Source organism: Microbacterium sp. cx-59, assembly GCF_020805625.1.
Classification (GTDB): domain Bacteria; phylum Actinomycetota; class Actinomycetes; order Actinomycetales; family Microbacteriaceae; genus Microbacterium.
On record NZ_JAJHGO010000004.1, the window covers coordinates 79,210 to 95,134 of the forward strand.

16 protein-coding genes are annotated in these 15,925 nt (G+C 68.1%); 6 read left to right on the plus strand and 10 right to left on the minus strand.

From position 1 onward, the window contains the following. The first annotated feature begins 42 nt into the window (after positions 1-42). Positions 43-285 carry a PLDc N-terminal domain-containing protein gene (locus LMI96_RS03765; protein WP_228360530.1) on the plus strand — a complete coding sequence of 81 codons (243 nt, stop codon included), beginning with the start codon at positions 43-45 and terminating at the stop codon, positions 283-285. Positions 286-376: 91 nt separating this feature from the next. Here LMI96_RS03765 and LMI96_RS03770 read toward each other — a convergent pair whose 3' ends face one another. The 5 genes from LMI96_RS03770 to LMI96_RS03790 form a co-directional block, all read right to left on the minus strand. After that, a complete protein-coding gene (locus LMI96_RS03770) occupies positions 377-853 on the minus strand; it encodes a hypothetical protein (RefSeq protein ID WP_228360531.1) in 477 nt (158 codons plus the stop codon). Continuing rightward, positions 850-3,225 (minus strand): excinuclease ABC subunit UvrA, encoded by a 2,376-nt coding sequence (locus tag LMI96_RS03775; RefSeq protein ID WP_228360532.1) that lies wholly within the window; start codon positions 3,223-3,225, stop codon positions 850-852. Before LMI96_RS03775 ends, LMI96_RS03770 begins: the two co-directional genes overlap by 4 nt. Positions 3,226-3,314: 89 nt before the next feature. Beyond that, positions 3,315-3,725 carry a VOC family protein gene (locus LMI96_RS03780; protein ID WP_223721268.1) on the minus strand — a complete coding sequence of 137 codons (411 nt, stop codon included), beginning with the start codon at positions 3,723-3,725 and terminating at the stop codon, positions 3,315-3,317. Then, on the minus strand, positions 3,722-4,180 hold the full coding sequence (locus LMI96_RS03785; RefSeq protein ID WP_228360533.1) for a helix-turn-helix transcriptional regulator: 459 nt from the start codon (positions 4,178-4,180) through the stop codon (positions 3,722-3,724). The genes LMI96_RS03780 and LMI96_RS03785 overlap by 4 nt, the downstream gene beginning before the upstream one ends. Positions 4,181-4,218: 38 nt before the next feature. Then, complete coding sequence (locus tag LMI96_RS03790) at positions 4,219-6,030, minus strand: glycoside hydrolase family 15 protein (RefSeq protein WP_228360795.1); 1,812 nt, start codon at positions 6,028-6,030, stop codon at positions 4,219-4,221. 161 nt (positions 6,031-6,191) lie between these two features. Between LMI96_RS03790 and LMI96_RS03795 the strand changes: the two genes are divergently transcribed. The 3 genes from LMI96_RS03795 (at position 6,192) to LMI96_RS03805 (ending at position 8,421) form a co-directional block, all read left to right on the plus strand. Continuing rightward, on the plus strand, positions 6,192-6,776 hold the full coding sequence (locus LMI96_RS03795; protein WP_228360534.1) for a Dps family protein: 585 nt from the start codon (positions 6,192-6,194) through the stop codon (positions 6,774-6,776). Positions 6,777-6,841: 65 nt separating this feature from the next. After that, positions 6,842-7,759 (plus strand): AEC family transporter, encoded by a 918-nt coding sequence (locus LMI96_RS03800; protein ID WP_223721271.1) that lies wholly within the window; start codon positions 6,842-6,844, stop codon positions 7,757-7,759. A gap of 110 nt (positions 7,760-7,869) precedes the next feature. Next, entirely contained in the window at positions 7,870-8,421 is a 552-nt protein-coding gene (locus LMI96_RS03805) for an HdeD family acid-resistance protein (RefSeq protein ID WP_223721272.1), read from the plus strand. Between the two features lie 65 nt (positions 8,422-8,486). Here the strand turns inward: LMI96_RS03805 and LMI96_RS03810 are convergent, their stop codons facing one another. Beyond that, positions 8,487-9,257: an SDR family oxidoreductase gene (locus LMI96_RS03810; protein ID WP_223721273.1), complete on the minus strand. Its 771-nt coding sequence runs from the start codon at positions 9,255-9,257 to the stop codon at positions 8,487-8,489. A gap of 116 nt (positions 9,258-9,373) precedes the next feature. Here LMI96_RS03810 and LMI96_RS03815 point away from each other — a divergent pair, with 116 nt between their 5' ends. Then, positions 9,374-10,156, plus strand: a complete 783-nt coding sequence (locus LMI96_RS03815; RefSeq protein ID WP_228360535.1) for a glycerophosphodiester phosphodiesterase family protein — start codon at positions 9,374-9,376, stop codon at positions 10,154-10,156. Between the two features lie 164 nt (positions 10,157-10,320). Next, positions 10,321-10,698, plus strand: coding sequence for an RNA polymerase-binding protein RbpA (locus tag LMI96_RS03820; protein WP_223721275.1), 378 nt, complete (start codon positions 10,321-10,323; stop codon positions 10,696-10,698). A 28-nt stretch (positions 10,699-10,726) separates the two neighbouring features. On the opposite strand, the gene lnt is transcribed toward LMI96_RS03820, so the two are convergent. The 4 genes from lnt to tatA all read right to left on the minus strand — a co-directional run bounded on the left by lnt (position 10,727) and on the right by tatA (position 15,877). Then, on the minus strand, positions 10,727-12,259 hold the full coding sequence (gene lnt, locus LMI96_RS03825) for an apolipoprotein N-acyltransferase (protein ID WP_228360536.1): 1,533 nt from the start codon (positions 12,257-12,259) through the stop codon (positions 10,727-10,729). A gap of 61 nt (positions 12,260-12,320) precedes the next feature. Beyond that, on the minus strand, positions 12,321-14,792 hold the full coding sequence (locus LMI96_RS03830; RefSeq protein ID WP_228360537.1) for an RNA helicase: 2,472 nt from the start codon (positions 14,790-14,792) through the stop codon (positions 12,321-12,323). After that, on the minus strand, positions 14,789-15,544 hold the full coding sequence (gene tatC / locus LMI96_RS03835; RefSeq protein ID WP_228360796.1) for a twin-arginine translocase subunit TatC: 756 nt from the start codon (positions 15,542-15,544) through the stop codon (positions 14,789-14,791). The genes LMI96_RS03830 and tatC overlap by 4 nt, the downstream gene beginning before the upstream one ends. Before the next feature lie 63 nt (positions 15,545-15,607). Next, positions 15,608-15,877: a Sec-independent protein translocase subunit TatA gene (gene tatA / locus LMI96_RS03840; protein WP_223721278.1), complete on the minus strand. Its 270-nt coding sequence runs from the start codon at positions 15,875-15,877 to the stop codon at positions 15,608-15,610. Positions 15,878-15,925: the final 48 nt, after the last annotated feature.

Consider the following 15,925-nt stretch of genomic DNA (forward strand, 5'->3'; position numbering starts at 1 on the left):
CTCACCCTGGGGAGCGGCCACCGCAGCTCATACAGTGTCAGCATGAGCGTCTCTGCGAACCCACTGTTGCCGGATGGCTACGACATCGCGTGGGTGCTGGTGACCGTCGCGCTGCTGACGCTGATGCTCGTCGCGCTGGTGTCGCTGGCACGGCACGCAACACGACTCACCGGTGGGCAGACGCTCGGTTGGACGCTGCTGACCGTTCTCGTCCCGATCATCGGCCCGATCACGTGGCTCGCCATCGGACGCCGCACCGCTGCGACTCGGCCCGATGTGACATAACGTCGCAGCCGGATCGCCGCCAAGTGTATGCAAACGCATGCTGAGACGCCGTCCGGCCCGCAACCGCAGCACTCTTGCCGACAGATCTCGTTCACTCAGAGCTCTCCGCCTCCGTGGCACCCAGCGGCAGATCGGTATCCACGGTGATGACCCAGCCGCTAAAGTCTTCATCGCCGATGCGGGGGTCTTCATAGGTCGCCCAGAAGTACGTGCCCGTGAAACCCGGAGGGATGGACGGAGTGAGAGTCCGAAGCTCGGGCCGACGCCAGTCATCCGTCGACGGCAGCGGCTCCAGCTGCGCACTCCCCCGCACCATATGCTGCCCGACGGGCCGCTGCACGTAGATCGCGTCAATCCTCGTGACGACGCCCTCGAGCACGCGGCCCCCCAAGCCGGGTGCTGCGAAACCCGCGCGATCGAACATCCACGGAGTCCGATCGAGCTCGGTGCCGAAGTACTCCCCCGTGCCGTAAGGAACGACGACGCGGCGAATGCGGTCTCCCACCGCCAGCACCTCCCCGTCTTCGGCGAGCTCGTACTCGACGCAGTAGACGCGCACCTCGGTCATCGACCGACGTACGCCGCGAGGTGCTGACCGGTCAGCGTCGTCGCATCCGCGACGAGTTGCGCCGGCGTCCCCTCGAACACGATCCGCCCACCGTCGTGGCCGGCGCCCGGCCCGACGTCGATGATCCAATCCGCGTGGGCCATAACGGCCTGGTGGTGTTCGATGACGATCACAGATTTTCCGGAGTCGACCAAGCGATCCAGGAGCCGGAGAAGCTGTTCGACGTCCGCCAGGTGCAGACCTGTCGTCGGCTCGTCGAGAACGTAGATGCCCCCCGCATCTCCCATGCGCGTCGCCAGCTTCAACCGCTGGCGTTCCCCGCCCGATAGGGTCGTGAGCGGCTGCCCGATGGTGAGATAACCGAGCCCGACATCGTCGAGCCGCGTCAGGATCGCGTGGGCCGCCGGGATGTGGGACTCCCCCTCCGCGAAGAACTCCACCGCTTCGGAGACGGGCATCGCCAGCACCTCGCTGATATCGCGCCCGTCCAGCCGGTATTCGAGGACCGATGCGTCGAACCGGCGCCCCTCGCAGACGTCGCACACAGTGGCGACGCCCGCCATGATGCCGAGGTCGGAGTAGATCACACCCGCGCCGTTGCAGGCGGGGCATGCGCCTTCGGAGTTCGCGCTGAACAGCGCGGGCTTCACGCCGTTGACCTTCGCGAACGCCTTGCGGATCGGCTCGAGCAACCCCGTGTAGGTTGCGGGATTGCTGCGACGTGACCCCTTGATGGCGCCCTGATCGATCGACACCACGTCCGCGGATGCGGGAACGGAGCCGTGGATGAGCGAGCTCTTCCCCGAGCCCGCAACACCCGTGATGACCGCGAGCACGCCCAGCGGAACGTCGACGTCGACGTTCCGGAGGTTGTTCGCCGTCGCGCCACGGATCTCGAGAACGCCACGCGGCTCGCGCGCTCGTTCCTTGAGTGCCGTGCGATCTTCGAGGTGCCGACCGGTGAGTGTGCCACTCCCCCGCAACTCGTCGACCGTTCCCTCGAAGCAGATCGTGCCGCCGGCCGTTCCGGCACCCGGCCCGATGTCGACGACCCGGTCGGCGATCGCGATGGTCTCGGGTTTGTGCTCGACGACGAGCACGGTGTTGCCCTTGTCGCGCAACTGGAGCAGCAGCGCGTTCATCCGCTCGATGTCGTGCGGATGCAGGCCGACGGTCGGCTCATCGAAGACGTAAGTGACGTCGGTGAGCGAGGACCCGAGGTGCCGGATCATTTTGGTCCGCTGCGCCTCGCCGCCCGACAGGGTACCTGCCGGGCGATCGAGCGACAGGTATCCGAGGCCGATCTGAACGAACGAGTCCAGTGTCTGACTGAGCTTCTCGAGGAGCGGACCGGCGGATGGCGCGTCGAGCCCCCGCACCCAGACGGCCAGATCGCTGATCTGCATGGCGCAGGCATCGGCGATACTGACGCCCCCGATCTTCGACGACCGGGCACCCTCGTTCAACCGCGTGCCCGCGCAGTCCGGGCAGACGGCGAACGCGACGGCCCGGTCGACGAAAGCACGGATGTGAGGCTGCATCGCCTCCCGATCTTTCGAGAGGAACGACTTCTGCACCTTGGGCACGAGTCCCTCGTACGTCATATTCACACCGGCGAGCTTGACCTTCGTCGGTTCCTTGTAGAGAAAGTCCTTCCGTTCGGCAGCCGTGAAATCACGGATGGGCTTTTCCGGCGGAAGAAAGCCCGATTCGGAGAAGATGCGCACCATCCACCCGTCCGCCGTATATCCGGGAACGGTGATCGCCCCTTCGACCAGGGATTTACTCTCGTCGAAGATCTGAGCGAGATCGATGTCGGTGACGTGACCCATCCCCTCGCAGCGCGGACACATCCCGCCGAGCACGCGGAAGGACGCGCGGACCGCTTTGCTCTCACCTCCCCGCTCCACGGTCACCGCCCCCGCACCGTGTGCCGACGCGACGTTGAAGGAGTAGGCCTGCGGCGACCCCAGACTCGGTTCACCCAGTCGGCTGAACAGGATGCGCAGCATCGCGTTCGCGTCGGTCGCGGTGCCGACGGTGGAACGCACGTTCGCGCCCATCCGCTCCTGGTCGACGATAATCGCGGTCGTCAGACCCTCGAGGACGTCGACGTCGGGGCGTCCGAGTGACGGCATGAAACCCTGCACGAACGCGCTGTACGTCTCGTTGATCATGCGCTGCGATTCGGCGGCGATCGTGCCGAAGACGAGCGAGCTCTTGCCCGATCCGGAGACCCCGGTGAACACCGTCAGTCGCCGCTTCGGGATCTCGACGTCGATGTCACGGAGGTTGTTCTCGCGCGCGCCCTGCACGCGGATCACGTCGTGCAGGTCGGCAGGATGGCGGTCTGTCGTGGTGGTCGTCGGCATGGTCACGGTGTGCGCTCCCCCCGAGCGGGTCTCCCCCGCTCCCTGCGTGCGATCGTAGGGCAGAGCCCCGACGTTCGCGGACTCTGCGCTCAGCGGATCTCGCTGATGCGCAGCAGGTTGCCCGACGGATCACGGAACGCGCAGTCGCGCACGCCGTAGGGCTGATCGGCGGGTTCCTGCACGACCTCGGCGCCGCTGGCTTCGAGCTTCGCGAAGAGCCCGTCGAGATCGTCGGTCGCGAGCGTCAGCGCGCCGTACGACCCCTTCGCGATCAGCTCGAGAATGGTGCGCCGCTCGTCGTCCGTGATCGTCGGGTCGGCCACCGGCGGCTGCAGCACGATCGAGGTCTCGGGCTGGCCGATCGGCCCGACCGTGATCCACCGCATGTCGTTGTATCCGACGTCGTTGCGGACCTCGAACCCGAGGGTGTCGCGATAGAAGGCGAGCGAGGCGTCCGCATCCGTGTGCGGGAGGAAGGCGTAATGGATGGTGATGTTCATAGCGCTGACGTTAGGCCCGATGCACCGTCACGCGCTTCTCGATTCCTGACCGGTCTCGTCGCGTGCTTCGAGAGGCACCCCGGCATCTCCGGAGCCGTCCGTGATGCGCGGGCGCGATACGCCGTCGGCGAGTGTCCGACGAGTTCTGTGAAGCGCGTGGTGAAGGTTCCGACGGAGCCGTACCCGACCGCGAAGCAGATCTCCGTGACGGTCAGGTCACCGCGACGGAGGAGCGCCATCGCGCGTTCGACCCGCCGCGTCATGAGATAGCTGTACGGCGACTCGCCGTATGCGGCGCGGAATCGACGACTGAGGTGCCCCTCCGACAGGTTCACCCCGCGCGCCAGCGCGGGCACATCGAGGGGCTGGGCGTAGTCGCGATCGATGCGGTCGCGCACACGCCGCAACAGCACCAGCTCACGCAGGCGCGCGGTGTCATCAGAGGGCGCGGTCACGTCCCGATGGTCCCACGCGAAAGCCGCGGAGGCGAGCGCTACGCGATCGAGTCCGGTGCGACCTCGCGAATCGTCAGGGCCGTCGTGACCAGCGCCAGGTGACTGAGCGCCTGCGGCAGGTTGCCCCAGAACGACCCGTCCGAGGCGTCGATCATCTCGGGGAGGATGCCGACGTCGTTCGCGGTCTCCATCAGCCGGTCCATGCTCGCGATGGCCTCGTCGTACCGACCGACGCACGCGAGAGCGCCCGCCCGCCAGAATGCGCAGGCGAGGAAGGTGTGCTCCTCTGCGGCCGCCCCGCTGTAGCGGTAGAGCAGGTCCCCGACCCCGAGTTGCCGGGTCAGGGCATCGATCGTGCGGCTCATCCGTTCGCCGCGGTCGAAGCCGCTCGGCGCGTGCAGGAGGACGGATGCATCGAGGTCGGGGCTGCCGGCCGCCATCACGTAGGCGCCCTGTTCCTCATCCCACCCGTGCTCGTCGATCCATGCCCGGATGCGTTCCCGCTCGGCGGCCCACCGCTCCGCCCGCCCCGGCGCCTGCCCGCGCTCGTTCAGGTGCACGGCATCGTTCAGCGCCTGCCAGCATCCCATCTTCGAGGAGATGTAGTGCCGGGCTTCGGGGAGTTCCCACATGCCCGAATCCGGCGTCCGCCACAGGTCGCACACCCGGTCGGCGAGTTCGCCGAGCAGTCGCGCGGTGCCGTGATCGAGCACGTTCCCTTCATCCACGTAGGTGCGGCAGACCGCGAACACGTCGCCGTAGACACCGAGCTGCAATTGCCCCTGGGCGGGGTTGCCGACCACGACGGGTCCGATGCCCTTCCAGCCCGGCGCATCCCGGAACTCGACACCGTCGGTGGGCACGCCGTCCAGCCCGTAGAACACGTGCGGGTCGGGAGATCCGTGCGTGCGGATCGCGCGACTCAACCACGACAGCGCCGCGTGCGTCTCTTCGCGGAGGCCGAACCCGACGAGCGCGTGCACCGTGTAGGCCACGTCGCGCACCCACGCGAATCGGTAGTCCCAGTTCTTGCCGCCGCGTCCGGTCTCCGGAAGCGAGGTCGTTCCCGCGGCGACGATCGCCCCGGTGGGGGCGTAGACGAGGAGCTTCATCGCGAGCGCGCTGCGCTGCACGGCATTCGCCCACGGGCCGTCGTACGAGAACTCGCGCGACCACATCCGCCAACTGTCGATCGTGCGGTCGATGCCGCGGTCGACGTTCGCCGGGTCCGGCAACCGCAGCGGCTCGTCGTGCGTGGCGACGACCACGAGCAGGTGCCGCGAATCCGGGGTCGTGTCGATCGCGCCGCGGAGGACGACAGAGGCGGCGGCGGCGTCGGGTTCGTCGGGTGCGTGTCCGTCTCCGACGACAGCGATCGCGGTGTCGCCGCAGCGGATGATCGCGCCGCGCTCGGTGGTTTCGATCCACGGCGACGCCGTGCCGAGCTTGGTGCCGGGCTGCACTCGCCAGGCGAACGAGACCTCGCCGCGCACCCCCTCGACCCGCCTGCCCAGCTCGCACCAGGGCAACCGGCCGGCGACCCCGACGACGAGCGCATCGGTGACCCGCGCGACTCCCGATGCGGTCGTGAACGTGGTTTCGAGCACGTTGGTCCCCGGCAGGTAGCGCCGGGTCACCGAATACTCCGTCGTCGGCTCCAGCTCGATGCATCCGCCGTCGTCGTCGTCGAGGAGACGCGCGAACACCGGTTCTGCACCGATGTCGGGCACGGGCATCCAGTCGATCTGGCCCCGCCGGCCGATGAGGGCGATCGTGCGCCCGTCACCGATGGCGGCGTAAGAATCCAGCGGCTCACCGGGGGCGTCGGGCGCGGAGTTCGGGTCAGCCATCATCCGGTCAACGCTAGGCAGGAGCCGGCCCGCGGACCGCCCCTTGCCTGCATCCGGTAGGCCGTGTAGCGGCTACCACCTCGACGGAACGTGGGCAAGGGCGGGCGGATGCGGAGGCCCCTGCCTAGCGTGGAAATCGCAACCGATGAAGGAGTATCCCGATGGCTACGAAGTCCACGTCCGCCGCATCCACTGCAACCGAGAAGTCCCCCACGCGAAACCAGCGGCGACCCGCACGCGGCGGCAGCGGCGCCGGTCTGACCGGCGAACAGAACGCCGAACGCGGGTTCACCGCGTCCGAGTCGCTCAGTGAGAACCTGCAGAAGGTGCTCGTCGACCTCATCGAACTCTCGCTGCAGGGCAAGCAGGCGCACTGGAACGTCGTCGGCACCAACTTCCGCGACACCCACCTGCAGCTCGACGAGATCATCGAGGCCGCGCGCGAGTTCGCCGACACGGTCGCGGAGCGCATGCGTGCGCTGCACGCGCTGCCGGACGGCCGCAGCGATGTCGTGGCCGAGACGACGACCCTTCCCGAGATCCCCCAGGGCGAGATCGCAACGACGGAGGTCGTCGACCTCATGACCGAACGACTGGATGCGGTCACCGCCACCTGCCGCGACGTGCACGATGACGTCGACGACGAAGACCCGACCAGCGCCGACATCCTGCACTCGATCCTCGAGCGTCTCGAGCAGCTGTCGTGGATGGTCAGCGCCGAGAACCGCGTGCCCCGCAAGCGCTGATCAGCCTCGACGAAGCGCCGTCCTCTCGGTGAGGGCGGCGCTTCGTCGCGTTCTACGCTGGACGGATGCTGGACGTACTGACGGGATTCGTGGTGGTGGGCCTGGCCATCGTGGTCGGCTACATCCTCGGCCGAATCGATCTGCTCGGACCGCACGCCCGCCACGTCCTGAGCCGACTGACCTTCTACGTCCTCTCGCCGTTCCTCCTGTTCACCGTCCTGGCACAGGCCGATGTGCACTCGCTGTTCTCCGCATTACTGCCGGTGTCGGCGATCGCGGCGGTCGTCGTCATCGCAGTGCAGGGCCTTCTCGCCCGCCTCGTGTGGCGACGCTCGATCCCGGAGACCGTCATCAGCGCGCTCTCGGCCGGTCAGGTCAACTCCAACAACATCGGCATTCCGCTCTCGCTGTACCTGCTGGGGAGCGCCGCCTTCCCGGCGCCCGTGATCCTGATGCAGCTTCTGCTCTTCACTCCCCTGACGCTCGGCATCCTCGACGCGACGACGAGCGGCGAGCGGTCGTTCGGCCGAATCCTCACCCGCACCGTTACGAATCCCATCGTCGTCGGGTCGGTTCTCGGCACCCTGGTCTCGGTCTTCGACATCGATCTTCCGCCGGTGATCCTGGAGCCCTCGCTCCTGATCGCGAACGCCTGCGTGCCCGTGCTCCTCATCTCCTACGGCATCTCGCTGCACGGGCAACGCGTGCTGGGGGCCGCCGGGCATCGCGCCGAGGTCGTCGTCGCGAGTGCACTGAAGCTGATCGTGATGCCCGTGATCGCGTGGGGTGTGGCCACGATGTTCGGGCTGAGCGCCGCCGACACGCTCGTCGTCGTCGTTCTCGCCGCTCTCCCCACCGCGCAGAACGTCTTCAACTACGCCCAGCGCTACGGTGTGGGCGAGACCGTCAGCCGCGACACGATCCTGCTCACCACGATCGGCTGCGTCCCCGTCCTGATCGCCGCGGTGCTGCTCTTCCAGTGAGCCTGCACAAGACGTCCAATGTCGCCCGCTCGGCCCGGACCTCACCAGGCGTCCGTCCTCACGCTATGGTGACAAGTGAGTTCACAGGCTTCTTTCAGAAAGGGCACTCCATGACTACTGCTTCCGCAGAGAAGAGCGTGGTCGGCGGCATCCGCACGGCGCTCGGCATCGGTGGCGCTGTCGCGCTCATCGTCGGCATCCTCATCCTCGTCTGGCCGCTGAAGACGGCCGCTGTCGGCACCGCGATCATCGCCGTGTACGCGATCGTCACCGGGCTCGTCTACGCCGGCATCGGGGTCTTCTCGAAGACCCTCAGCGGGTGGGCGCGCGTCGGCCACATCGTGCTCGGGGTTCTGTTCGTCGTCGCGGGCGTGATCGCGCTCGCCAACCTCGGCGACACGACGGTCTTCCTCGCGATCTTCGTCGGCGTGTTCGTGGGAGTGACGTGGATCGTCGAGGGCGTCGTCGCGCTCACGACCCTGGGATCTGCCGGCTCGCGCGGCTGGACGGTCTTCTTCGCGATCGTCAGCCTCCTCGCCGGTGTGACCCTGCTGTTCTCCCCGCTCTACGTCGCGCTGCTCTGGCTGTTCGTCGGGGTGTCGCTCGTGCTGCTCGGCATCCTGCAGATCATCCGCGCGTTCACGTTCGGCAAGAGCGTCTAAGGGTTCGTCCCGCGCACGAAGAAGCGCCCGCACACCGAACGGTGGCGGGCGCTTCTTCGTGCGGGCTACGCAGCGTCGAACGACGACGTGTCGCCGACGAGGCGGGTGTTGTCGGCGGGGATCGGGTCCGCGGCGGCGCGAGCGACCTCCGCGGCGAACTCCGCGACGTTGTAGAGCTTGCCGGCGTCGCCCCGGCGTGCGGCGATCGCGCCCGGGTTGGCGCGTTCGAGCAGAGTCGCCGTAATGGTGCCCTCGATCATGTCGCCGGAGACGACGACGAACTCGACACCGCGGTCGGACAGCGCGGGGATCCGCTCGCGCAGAGCGTCTTCGCCCGCGCGCTTGGAGCGGGCCACGGGCTCGTACTCGGGCATGGTCTGCGTCGTACGGATGAAGTGGGCCTGGTGGCTCGTGACGAAGACGACGCGTGCGCCGCTGCCGAGCAGGGGCAGCGCGCTCTCGAGCACGTCGACCTGCGCATCTCGGTTGAGTTGCAGCGCGTAGTCCTCCGCCATCCCGCTCTCCATGCCTCCGGATGCGTTCAGCACGAGGATGTCGAGCGAGCCGAAGGTGCGTTCCACCTCGGCCATCATGGCGCGCACCGATTCGGGATCGGTGAGGTCCGCGCCGACGACGAGCGCCTCGACGCCGAGACCGCGGAGCTCGGTGGCGAGCTTCTCGGCCCGCGGCGCCTTGTTCCGGAAGTTGATGACCACGTTCGCTCCGGCCTGTGCGAAGTACCGCACCGTGTCGGCGCCGATCCCGCGGGAGGAGCCGGTGACCAGCGCGGTCTTACCCGTCAACGTGCCGGGTTCGAGGGGGGTGAGGTGGGACACGGGAACTCCAGGATCTCGGATGCGGATGCGCCGCGCGACGAATCGCGACGACCGCTTCGACCCTACCAACGGCGCCGTCCTCGTCACGGCGGGTACCGTGGCGCGTGGAGGTTCCCGTGACACACCCCTACTTCATCGGCACCGATGTGCCGCGCGTTCTCGCTCACCGCGGTCTCGTTCCGGACGGGGAGAAGGATGTCGCCGAGAACTCCTTCGCCGCCGTTGCCGCCGCTCACGCGGCCGGAGCCGTGTACGTCGAGTCGGACTGCCACCTCACCGCCGATGGCGTCGTCGTGCTGTCCCACGATGAAGACCTTCGGCGGGTGACCGGCGACCCGAGACGCCTCGCGGACGTGTCGCTGCACGAGCTCGAAGACCTGATGGCCCCGCGGGGAGGTCTGATCACCCTCGCTCAGGCGCTCACCGCTTTTCCCGACCTTCGGTTCAACATCGATGTGAAGGTCGCCGCGGCGGCGGAGCCCGCCGGCGAGATCGTCGCTGACCACGCCGAGCGGGTGCTGCTCACGAGCTTCTCGGATGCCCGGCGGGAGGCCGCCCTCGCCGCCGCACGCGCGACGCGCCCCGCCCTGATCCCCGCCACATCGGCCGGCAGCGCCCGGCTCGCTCGAGTGCTCGCTGCCGTCGCCACGGGATCGGCGCGACTGACGAGCGCGACGCTCGCCGGCCTGGACGCTCTGCAGATCCCCGAGCGGCGCGGCCCGGTGCGCGTGCTGACGAAGCGCCTGATCGGTGCGGCGCATCGCTCCGGAGTCGAAGTGCACGTCTGGACCGTGAACGATGTGGCGCAGATGCGCCGCCTCCGGGCTCTCGGCGTCGACGGCATCATCACGGATCACGCCGACATCGCGCTGGAGGCTCTCGCTCCCCCGCATACCTGAGGAGGAGGTCAGACGTCCGTCGGAATAGCGGGTGCACCTAACCATGTCGCAGCGCATTCGCGGCTGTGCATCACCTGGGAGTTCAGACCAGGCATAGGTGCTTCGGATGATCCTCCCATCCGAACACGTTATACCGGAAAGATACGCGACGAGAGGACCACACAATGGCAGACCGCAGTCTCCGCGGCATTCGACTCGGCGCCCAGAGCTTACAGAGCGAAGAGGGCGTCGTTTTCCATGAGCGCACACAGCACACCTACGTGTGCAGCACGTGCGGCAAGGAAACCACACTGAACTTCGCCGCTGACGCCGATGCACCCCAGACCTGGGAGTGCCGGACGTGCGGTGGCGAAGCAGTCCTGAGCGTCGACGGCACCACCGTCACGGTCGACCGGGGCGACCAGAAGGCCGCCCGCACGCACTGGGACATGCTGCTCGAACGCCGGAGCATTCCCGAGCTCGAAGAGCTTCTTGAAGAGCGTCTCGCATTCATCCGCTCGCGCCGCGGCGCCGGCGAGGACGTGAACAAGAAGACCGCCTGACCACTGGCAACGCGCGGCGTCGTCCCCTCTAGAGGGACGGCGCCGTTTCGCGTGCGCGGCGCCGGATGACGCCCGCGAGGATCAGCCCGAGGGCACTCCCCCCGGCAAGCACCCCGTGCACCCACGGCCCCAGAATAACGGCCGGAGTCAGACCGGTCCGGAGCGGGACGTCGGTGAGCATCGCCCCCGCCTCATCGGCCGAAAGCCCCTCGATGACGGATCCGTCGGGTGCCATCACCTGACTCGTGCCGACCGTCGAGATGTTGACGACCGAGCGGCCCGTTTCGATGGCGCGCATGCGGGCGAACGCCAGCTGCTGCAGGTTCTCATCCGTGCCGCGGAAGTCGGCGTTGTTCGTCTGGAACATGAACACCTCGGCGCCGCCGTTCATCGCCGCCCAGATCACGTCGTCGTAGATGACGTCGAAGCAGATCGCGAGCCCGACCATCGCGTCGCCGAGATCGAACACCGGCTCCGAGGTGCCCGGGGTGTATTCGCGCTGGATGAGACCGATCAAGTCGGGTGCGAGGGCCTCGAAGAACGGGCGGTCGGGCACGTACTCGCCGAACGGTACCGGGTGGATCTTGTCGTAGGTCTGCACGGCCCCGTCGCCGGCCTGCCACAGCATGGACGTGTTGAAGTACTCGTCGCCGCGGGCGGTGGCCGCATTGACGATCAGCGGCGCGTCCACGCGCTCGGCGAGGGCATCGAGCGTCGCGGCCGTTGCGGCGTTGTTCGTGGGATCGGAGTCGATTCCGCCCTCGGGCCACACGAGGACGTCCATCTGCTCGTCGACGATCGGCGCGGTCGCCGAGAGCTGGGAGGCCAGGATGTCTCCGGCGCTCCGCCGGTCGAAGTACCCCGCAGGGCCGTTTCCCTGTACGGACCCGACCCGCATGCTCCCCGCATCCGTGGTCGGAAAGGCGGGAACCGCGACGAGTGCCACGGCGACGATCGCGGCCGGGAGCACGAGTCGCACGTCACGCAGGCGTCGGATGCGGACGTACTCGACCGCCGCGGCGCACACGAAGACGATGAGGAAGGTCAGACCCGACATGCCGACCCACGACGCGACCTCGGCCAGGGGGCCGGATGCCTGCGTCACGCCGATCCGTCCCCAGGGGAAACCGCCGTACGGCCAGGACCCGAGCCACTGCTCCCGCAGCGTCCACAGACCCGCCACGAGTGCCGGCAGGGCCGTCACTCGGGCGATGTCGCCGCGGAGCACGCGCGGAACCCAGCGGTAAGCCCAGGTGATCAGAACCGCGCCGACGCCGGTCAGTGCGGCCTCGAGAAGCGACAACGCGAGCCACGGAATGGGCCCGAGGTACCGCGCCGTGAACGAGACGTTGACCAGGAAGAACGCCGCCCCGAAGAGGGTGCCGATCAGGAGAGCCGCCCAGGCCCGGCGTCCGATCAACGGCAGCAGCGCGAGCGGGATCGCGACGAACACGACCGGCCACCAGCTCACCGCGGGGAACGCGAGGGTGAGGAGCAGTCCCGCTCCGACGGCCGTCGGGGCCGCGGCCCACAACGGGAGCAGCGGCCGTTCTCGGGTCATTGGATCAGCCTAGAGCCGGGCTGGCCGTGAGGACGCCGTGCGTCGGCACCGCCCCGTGCGTTCAGCCCGCGACGTAGGTGACGATTCCGCGCCGCACCGCATCCAGCGCCGTTCGCGCCGTCGAGGCAAGCGGGGCGTCGGCGACGAGAGACAGCTGGTCGAGCAGGTCGATCGTCTGCTTGACCCACCGCACGAAGTCTCCCGCGGCCATGTCCGCCTCGCTCAGGACGCGGTCGAGCAGCGCACCGCGCGCCCAGGAGTACATCGCCTGCGAGAGCCCGCTCGCGGGCGGCTCGGAGCCGGGCAGCCGATGGTCCTGCTCCAGGTCGTCGAGCTGCTGCCACAGCGACTCCGTCGCGGTCAACGCATCACGGAACCGGCCTCGCGGCAGACCCCGCTCACCGGGGCCCGCCTCGTCGCGCCGGGGTTCGTACACGAGCGCGCACACGAGCGCCGCGAGCGAGGGCGCGTCGAGCGAGTCCCAGATCCCGGTGCGGATCGACTCGGCGACGAGCAGGTCGCGCTCTCCGTAGATGCGACGCATCGTCCGACCGGCCGCTGTGAGGGTGGCACTGCCGTCGGACTCGACCCGCACGTAGTCGAGCGCGGTCAAGACCTCCACGACGCGATCGAAGACGCGCGCGACGGTTCCGGTGCGCGCGTCGATCTGCGACCGCATCCGGTCGACCTGCCGCGCGAGCTTACGGTGACGCTCGGCCCACCGCGAGTGCTGTTCGCGCTCGGGGCAGGAATGGCACGGATGCCGCTGCATGCGCTTGCGCAGCGACTCGCGTTCCTGCTGGCGGGCATCCCTCGTCGCGCGCGACGCGGTGGCGTCCTTGCGATTGAGGTTCTCGACCTCGCCCAGAGCGACCCGGATGGCGGCGTACTCCGCGAAGTCGCCGCGGTCGCAGGCCATGGCCTCGGCGTACCCGCGCAGCGACTCCTCGGCCGCACGCACCTCGCGAGCGAGGCCGACCACCGCGCGGTCGGCCTGGAACTGCGCGAACGACGACTCGAGGATGTCGCGCGCCGCGGGGCGGCCGAACTGGTCAATCAGGTTCACGGCCATGTTGTACGTGGGCCGGAAACTCGAGTTCAACGGATAGGTGCGCCGCGAGGCGAGCGCGGCGACGGACTGCGGGTCCATCCCCTCGGTCCACTGCACGATCGCGTGACCTTCGACGTCGATGCCTCGGCGCCCGGCGCGACCGGTGAGCTGCGTGTACTCCCCCGAGGTGATCGCAACACGCGCTTCGCCGTTGAATTTCTCGAGCTTCTCGAGCACGACCGTGCGCGCCGGCATGTTGATGCCGAGCGCGAGGGTCTCGGTCGCGAAGACGACCTTGACGAGCTTGCGCCGGAAGAGTTCTTCGACGATCTCCTTGAAGGCGGGAAGAAGGCCGGCGTGATGGGAGGCCACGCCCCGCTCGAGATTCTCGCGCCACTCCCAGAACCCCAGCACGGCCAGGTCCTCTTCGGCGAGATTGCGGGTGCGCTCTTCGACCAGTTCGCGAATGGCACGTCGCTCGTCCGCGTCGGTCAGCCGCACCCCCGAACGCCGCACCTGCTGTACGGCCGCGTCGCAGCCCACCCGACTGAAGATGAAGAAGATCGCGGGGAGCAGGGTGGCGCGAGCGAGCAGCTCGATCACCTCCGGGCGGTCGATCCGCTCCATCCGCCGCGAGTTCGCGGGGCGGATGGAGCGTTGCCCGCCCTTGTGGGGGCGGCGGTGCTGGCCGTCCGCCCGCCGATTCTGCATCGCGTTGCGGTTGCGCTCGTAGGTCTGCCCCGTCGCCGAACGGATGCGCAGCAGTTCCTGGTTCACCTGCGCCGTCGCGACCCCCGCACGATCGTCGAAGAGCGGGAGCAGATCTCCGCGCACGAGCACGTGCTGCTCGAGGGGAACCGGGCGGGTCTCCGAGACGATGATGTCGGTCTCGCCGCGCACCGTGTCGAGCCAGTCGCCAAACTCCTCCGCGTTCGAGACCGTCGCCGACAACGACACGAGTCGCACCTCCGGCGGGAGGTGGATGATGACTTCCTCCCACACGGCGCCGCGGAATCGGTCGGCCAGGTAGTGCACCTCGTCCATCACCACGAACCGCAGATCCCGGAGCGCCGAAGACGACGCGTACAGCATGTTGCGCAGCACCTCGGTGGTCATGACGACGACCCGGGCGTTGGCATTGATGTTGGTGTCACCCGTCAGCAGCCCGACGTTCTCGGCGCCGTACACCTCGACGAGTTCGCGGAACTTCTGGTTCGAGAGCGCCTTCATGGGCGTCGTGTAGAACGCCTTGTCGCGGGGCGTGCTCATCGCGAGGTGGATGGCGAACTCCCCCACGATGGTCTTGCCCGCGCCGGTCGGTGCGGCCACCAGCACGCTCCGCCCCTCTTCGAGCGATTCGCATCCGTCGATCTGGAACGGATCGAGCGTGAAGGCCTGCCGACTCGCGAACTCCGCCGTCTCCGGATGCTGTCGCGCGCTCGTCGCGCGGGCGTATCGTTCGGCCGGGCTCGGCTCGGTCATGGCGTCGTCGTCTCCAGAAGGGTCTCGTTGCGCTTGTTGCGACGCCGGTCCACGAGTAGCGAGATCCCGGCGGCCGCGATGTAGAGCACGATCAGGATTCCCGCCAGCATCAGCATCGAGAAGATGTCGGCGGCAGGGGTGGCGAGGCCCGCGAAGATGACCGAGACCAGAACGGCGATGCGCCATCCCTTCAGGATCGCGATTCCCGAGATCACCCCGGCGAAGTTCAGCGCGACGAGGAAGACCGGGAGTACGAACGCGACGCCGACGACGAGCAGCAGCTTGAGGATGAAGTCGTAGTAGTACTGAGCGTCGAAGAACAGCGCGCCCTGCTCGGGCACGAACTGCGCCATGAGCTCGATGATGTGGGGCATGACCAGCCACCCCACCGCGGTTCCCGCAAAGAACAGCGGTATGGCCGCCGCCAGGAATCCGACCGTGTAGCGGATTTCTTTACGGGTCAGCCCGGGCATCAGGAACGCCCAGATCTGCCAGATCCAGACGGGTGCCGACGCGATGAGACCGATCGCGAACGCGATCCGCAACCGAAGGTCGAACCCGGCCGTGATGGATGTGAAGTTCAGCTTCGCGAACTCCGTGCCACGCTGCTCGGCGATCATGGCGATCGGCACCGACAGGAGCTGGATGACCTGCTCCGCGAGGAAGAACGCCGCGATCATTGCCACAACGATCGCGAGGGCGGAGATCATCAGCCGCTTCCGCAGCTCCACCAGGTGCTGCCCGAGCGTCATCCGCCCCTCGGGCGAACGCTTGCCTCTGCCGATGCGCGCGGTGCGTGCCGTCGACACGGACGGCTAGCGAGGGGTGGAGTCGGTCCCGTCGGTCCGGGATGCGGAATCGCCGGGGACCGTCGTGCCGACCTGCGACGCGGGAGCGGAGGGAGGAGTCGATGCCGGGTAACCGGCCTGCTCGTCGTCCTTCTTCATCTCTTTCATCTCACCCTTGAACACGCGGGCCGACTGGCCGAGGCTCCGGGCGAGGGCGGGCAGCTTCGCGGCACCAAAAAGCAGCAGGATGACGAGGAGGATGATCAGGAAGTGCCATCCGGTGAGATTCTGCAGCATGTCGAAGTCCTTCCGCGGGCGTGACAGCAGTCTACCCCGGGCCTGTCG

Coding starts and splice junctions, on each gene's coding strand:
- LMI96_RS03770 (WP_228360531.1), bottom strand. CDS start 853: ATGACCGAGGTGCGCGTCTACTGCGTCGAGTACGAGCTCGCCGAAGAC.
- LMI96_RS03830 (WP_228360537.1), bottom strand. CDS start 14,792: ATGACCGAGCCGAGCCCGGCCGAACGATACGCCCGCGCGACGAGCGCG.
- LMI96_RS03765 (WP_228360530.1), top strand. CDS start 43: ATGAGCGTCTCTGCGAACCCACTGTTGCCGGATGGCTACGACATCGCG.
- LMI96_RS03820 (WP_223721275.1), top strand. CDS start 10,321: ATGGCAGACCGCAGTCTCCGCGGCATTCGACTCGGCGCCCAGAGCTTA.
- tatC (WP_228360796.1), bottom strand. CDS start 15,544: ATGACGCTCGGGCAGCACCTGGTGGAGCTGCGGAAGCGGCTGATGATC.
- lnt (WP_228360536.1), bottom strand. CDS start 12,259: ATGACCCGAGAACGGCCGCTGCTCCCGTTGTGGGCCGCGGCCCCGACG.
- LMI96_RS03800 (WP_223721271.1), top strand. CDS start 6,842: ATGCTGGACGTACTGACGGGATTCGTGGTGGTGGGCCTGGCCATCGTG.
- LMI96_RS03790 (WP_228360795.1), bottom strand. CDS start 6,030: ATGGCTGACCCGAACTCCGCGCCCGACGCCCCCGGTGAGCCGCTGGAT.
- LMI96_RS03805 (WP_223721272.1), top strand. CDS start 7,870: ATGACTACTGCTTCCGCAGAGAAGAGCGTGGTCGGCGGCATCCGCACG.
- LMI96_RS03795 (WP_228360534.1), top strand. CDS start 6,192: ATGGCTACGAAGTCCACGTCCGCCGCATCCACTGCAACCGAGAAGTCC.
- LMI96_RS03780 (WP_223721268.1), bottom strand. CDS start 3,725: ATGAACATCACCATCCATTACGCCTTCCTCCCGCACACGGATGCGGAC.
- LMI96_RS03775 (WP_228360532.1), bottom strand. CDS start 3,225: ATGCCGACGACCACCACGACAGACCGCCATCCTGCCGACCTGCACGAC.
- tatA (WP_223721278.1), bottom strand. CDS start 15,877: ATGCTGCAGAATCTCACCGGATGGCACTTCCTGATCATCCTCCTCGTC.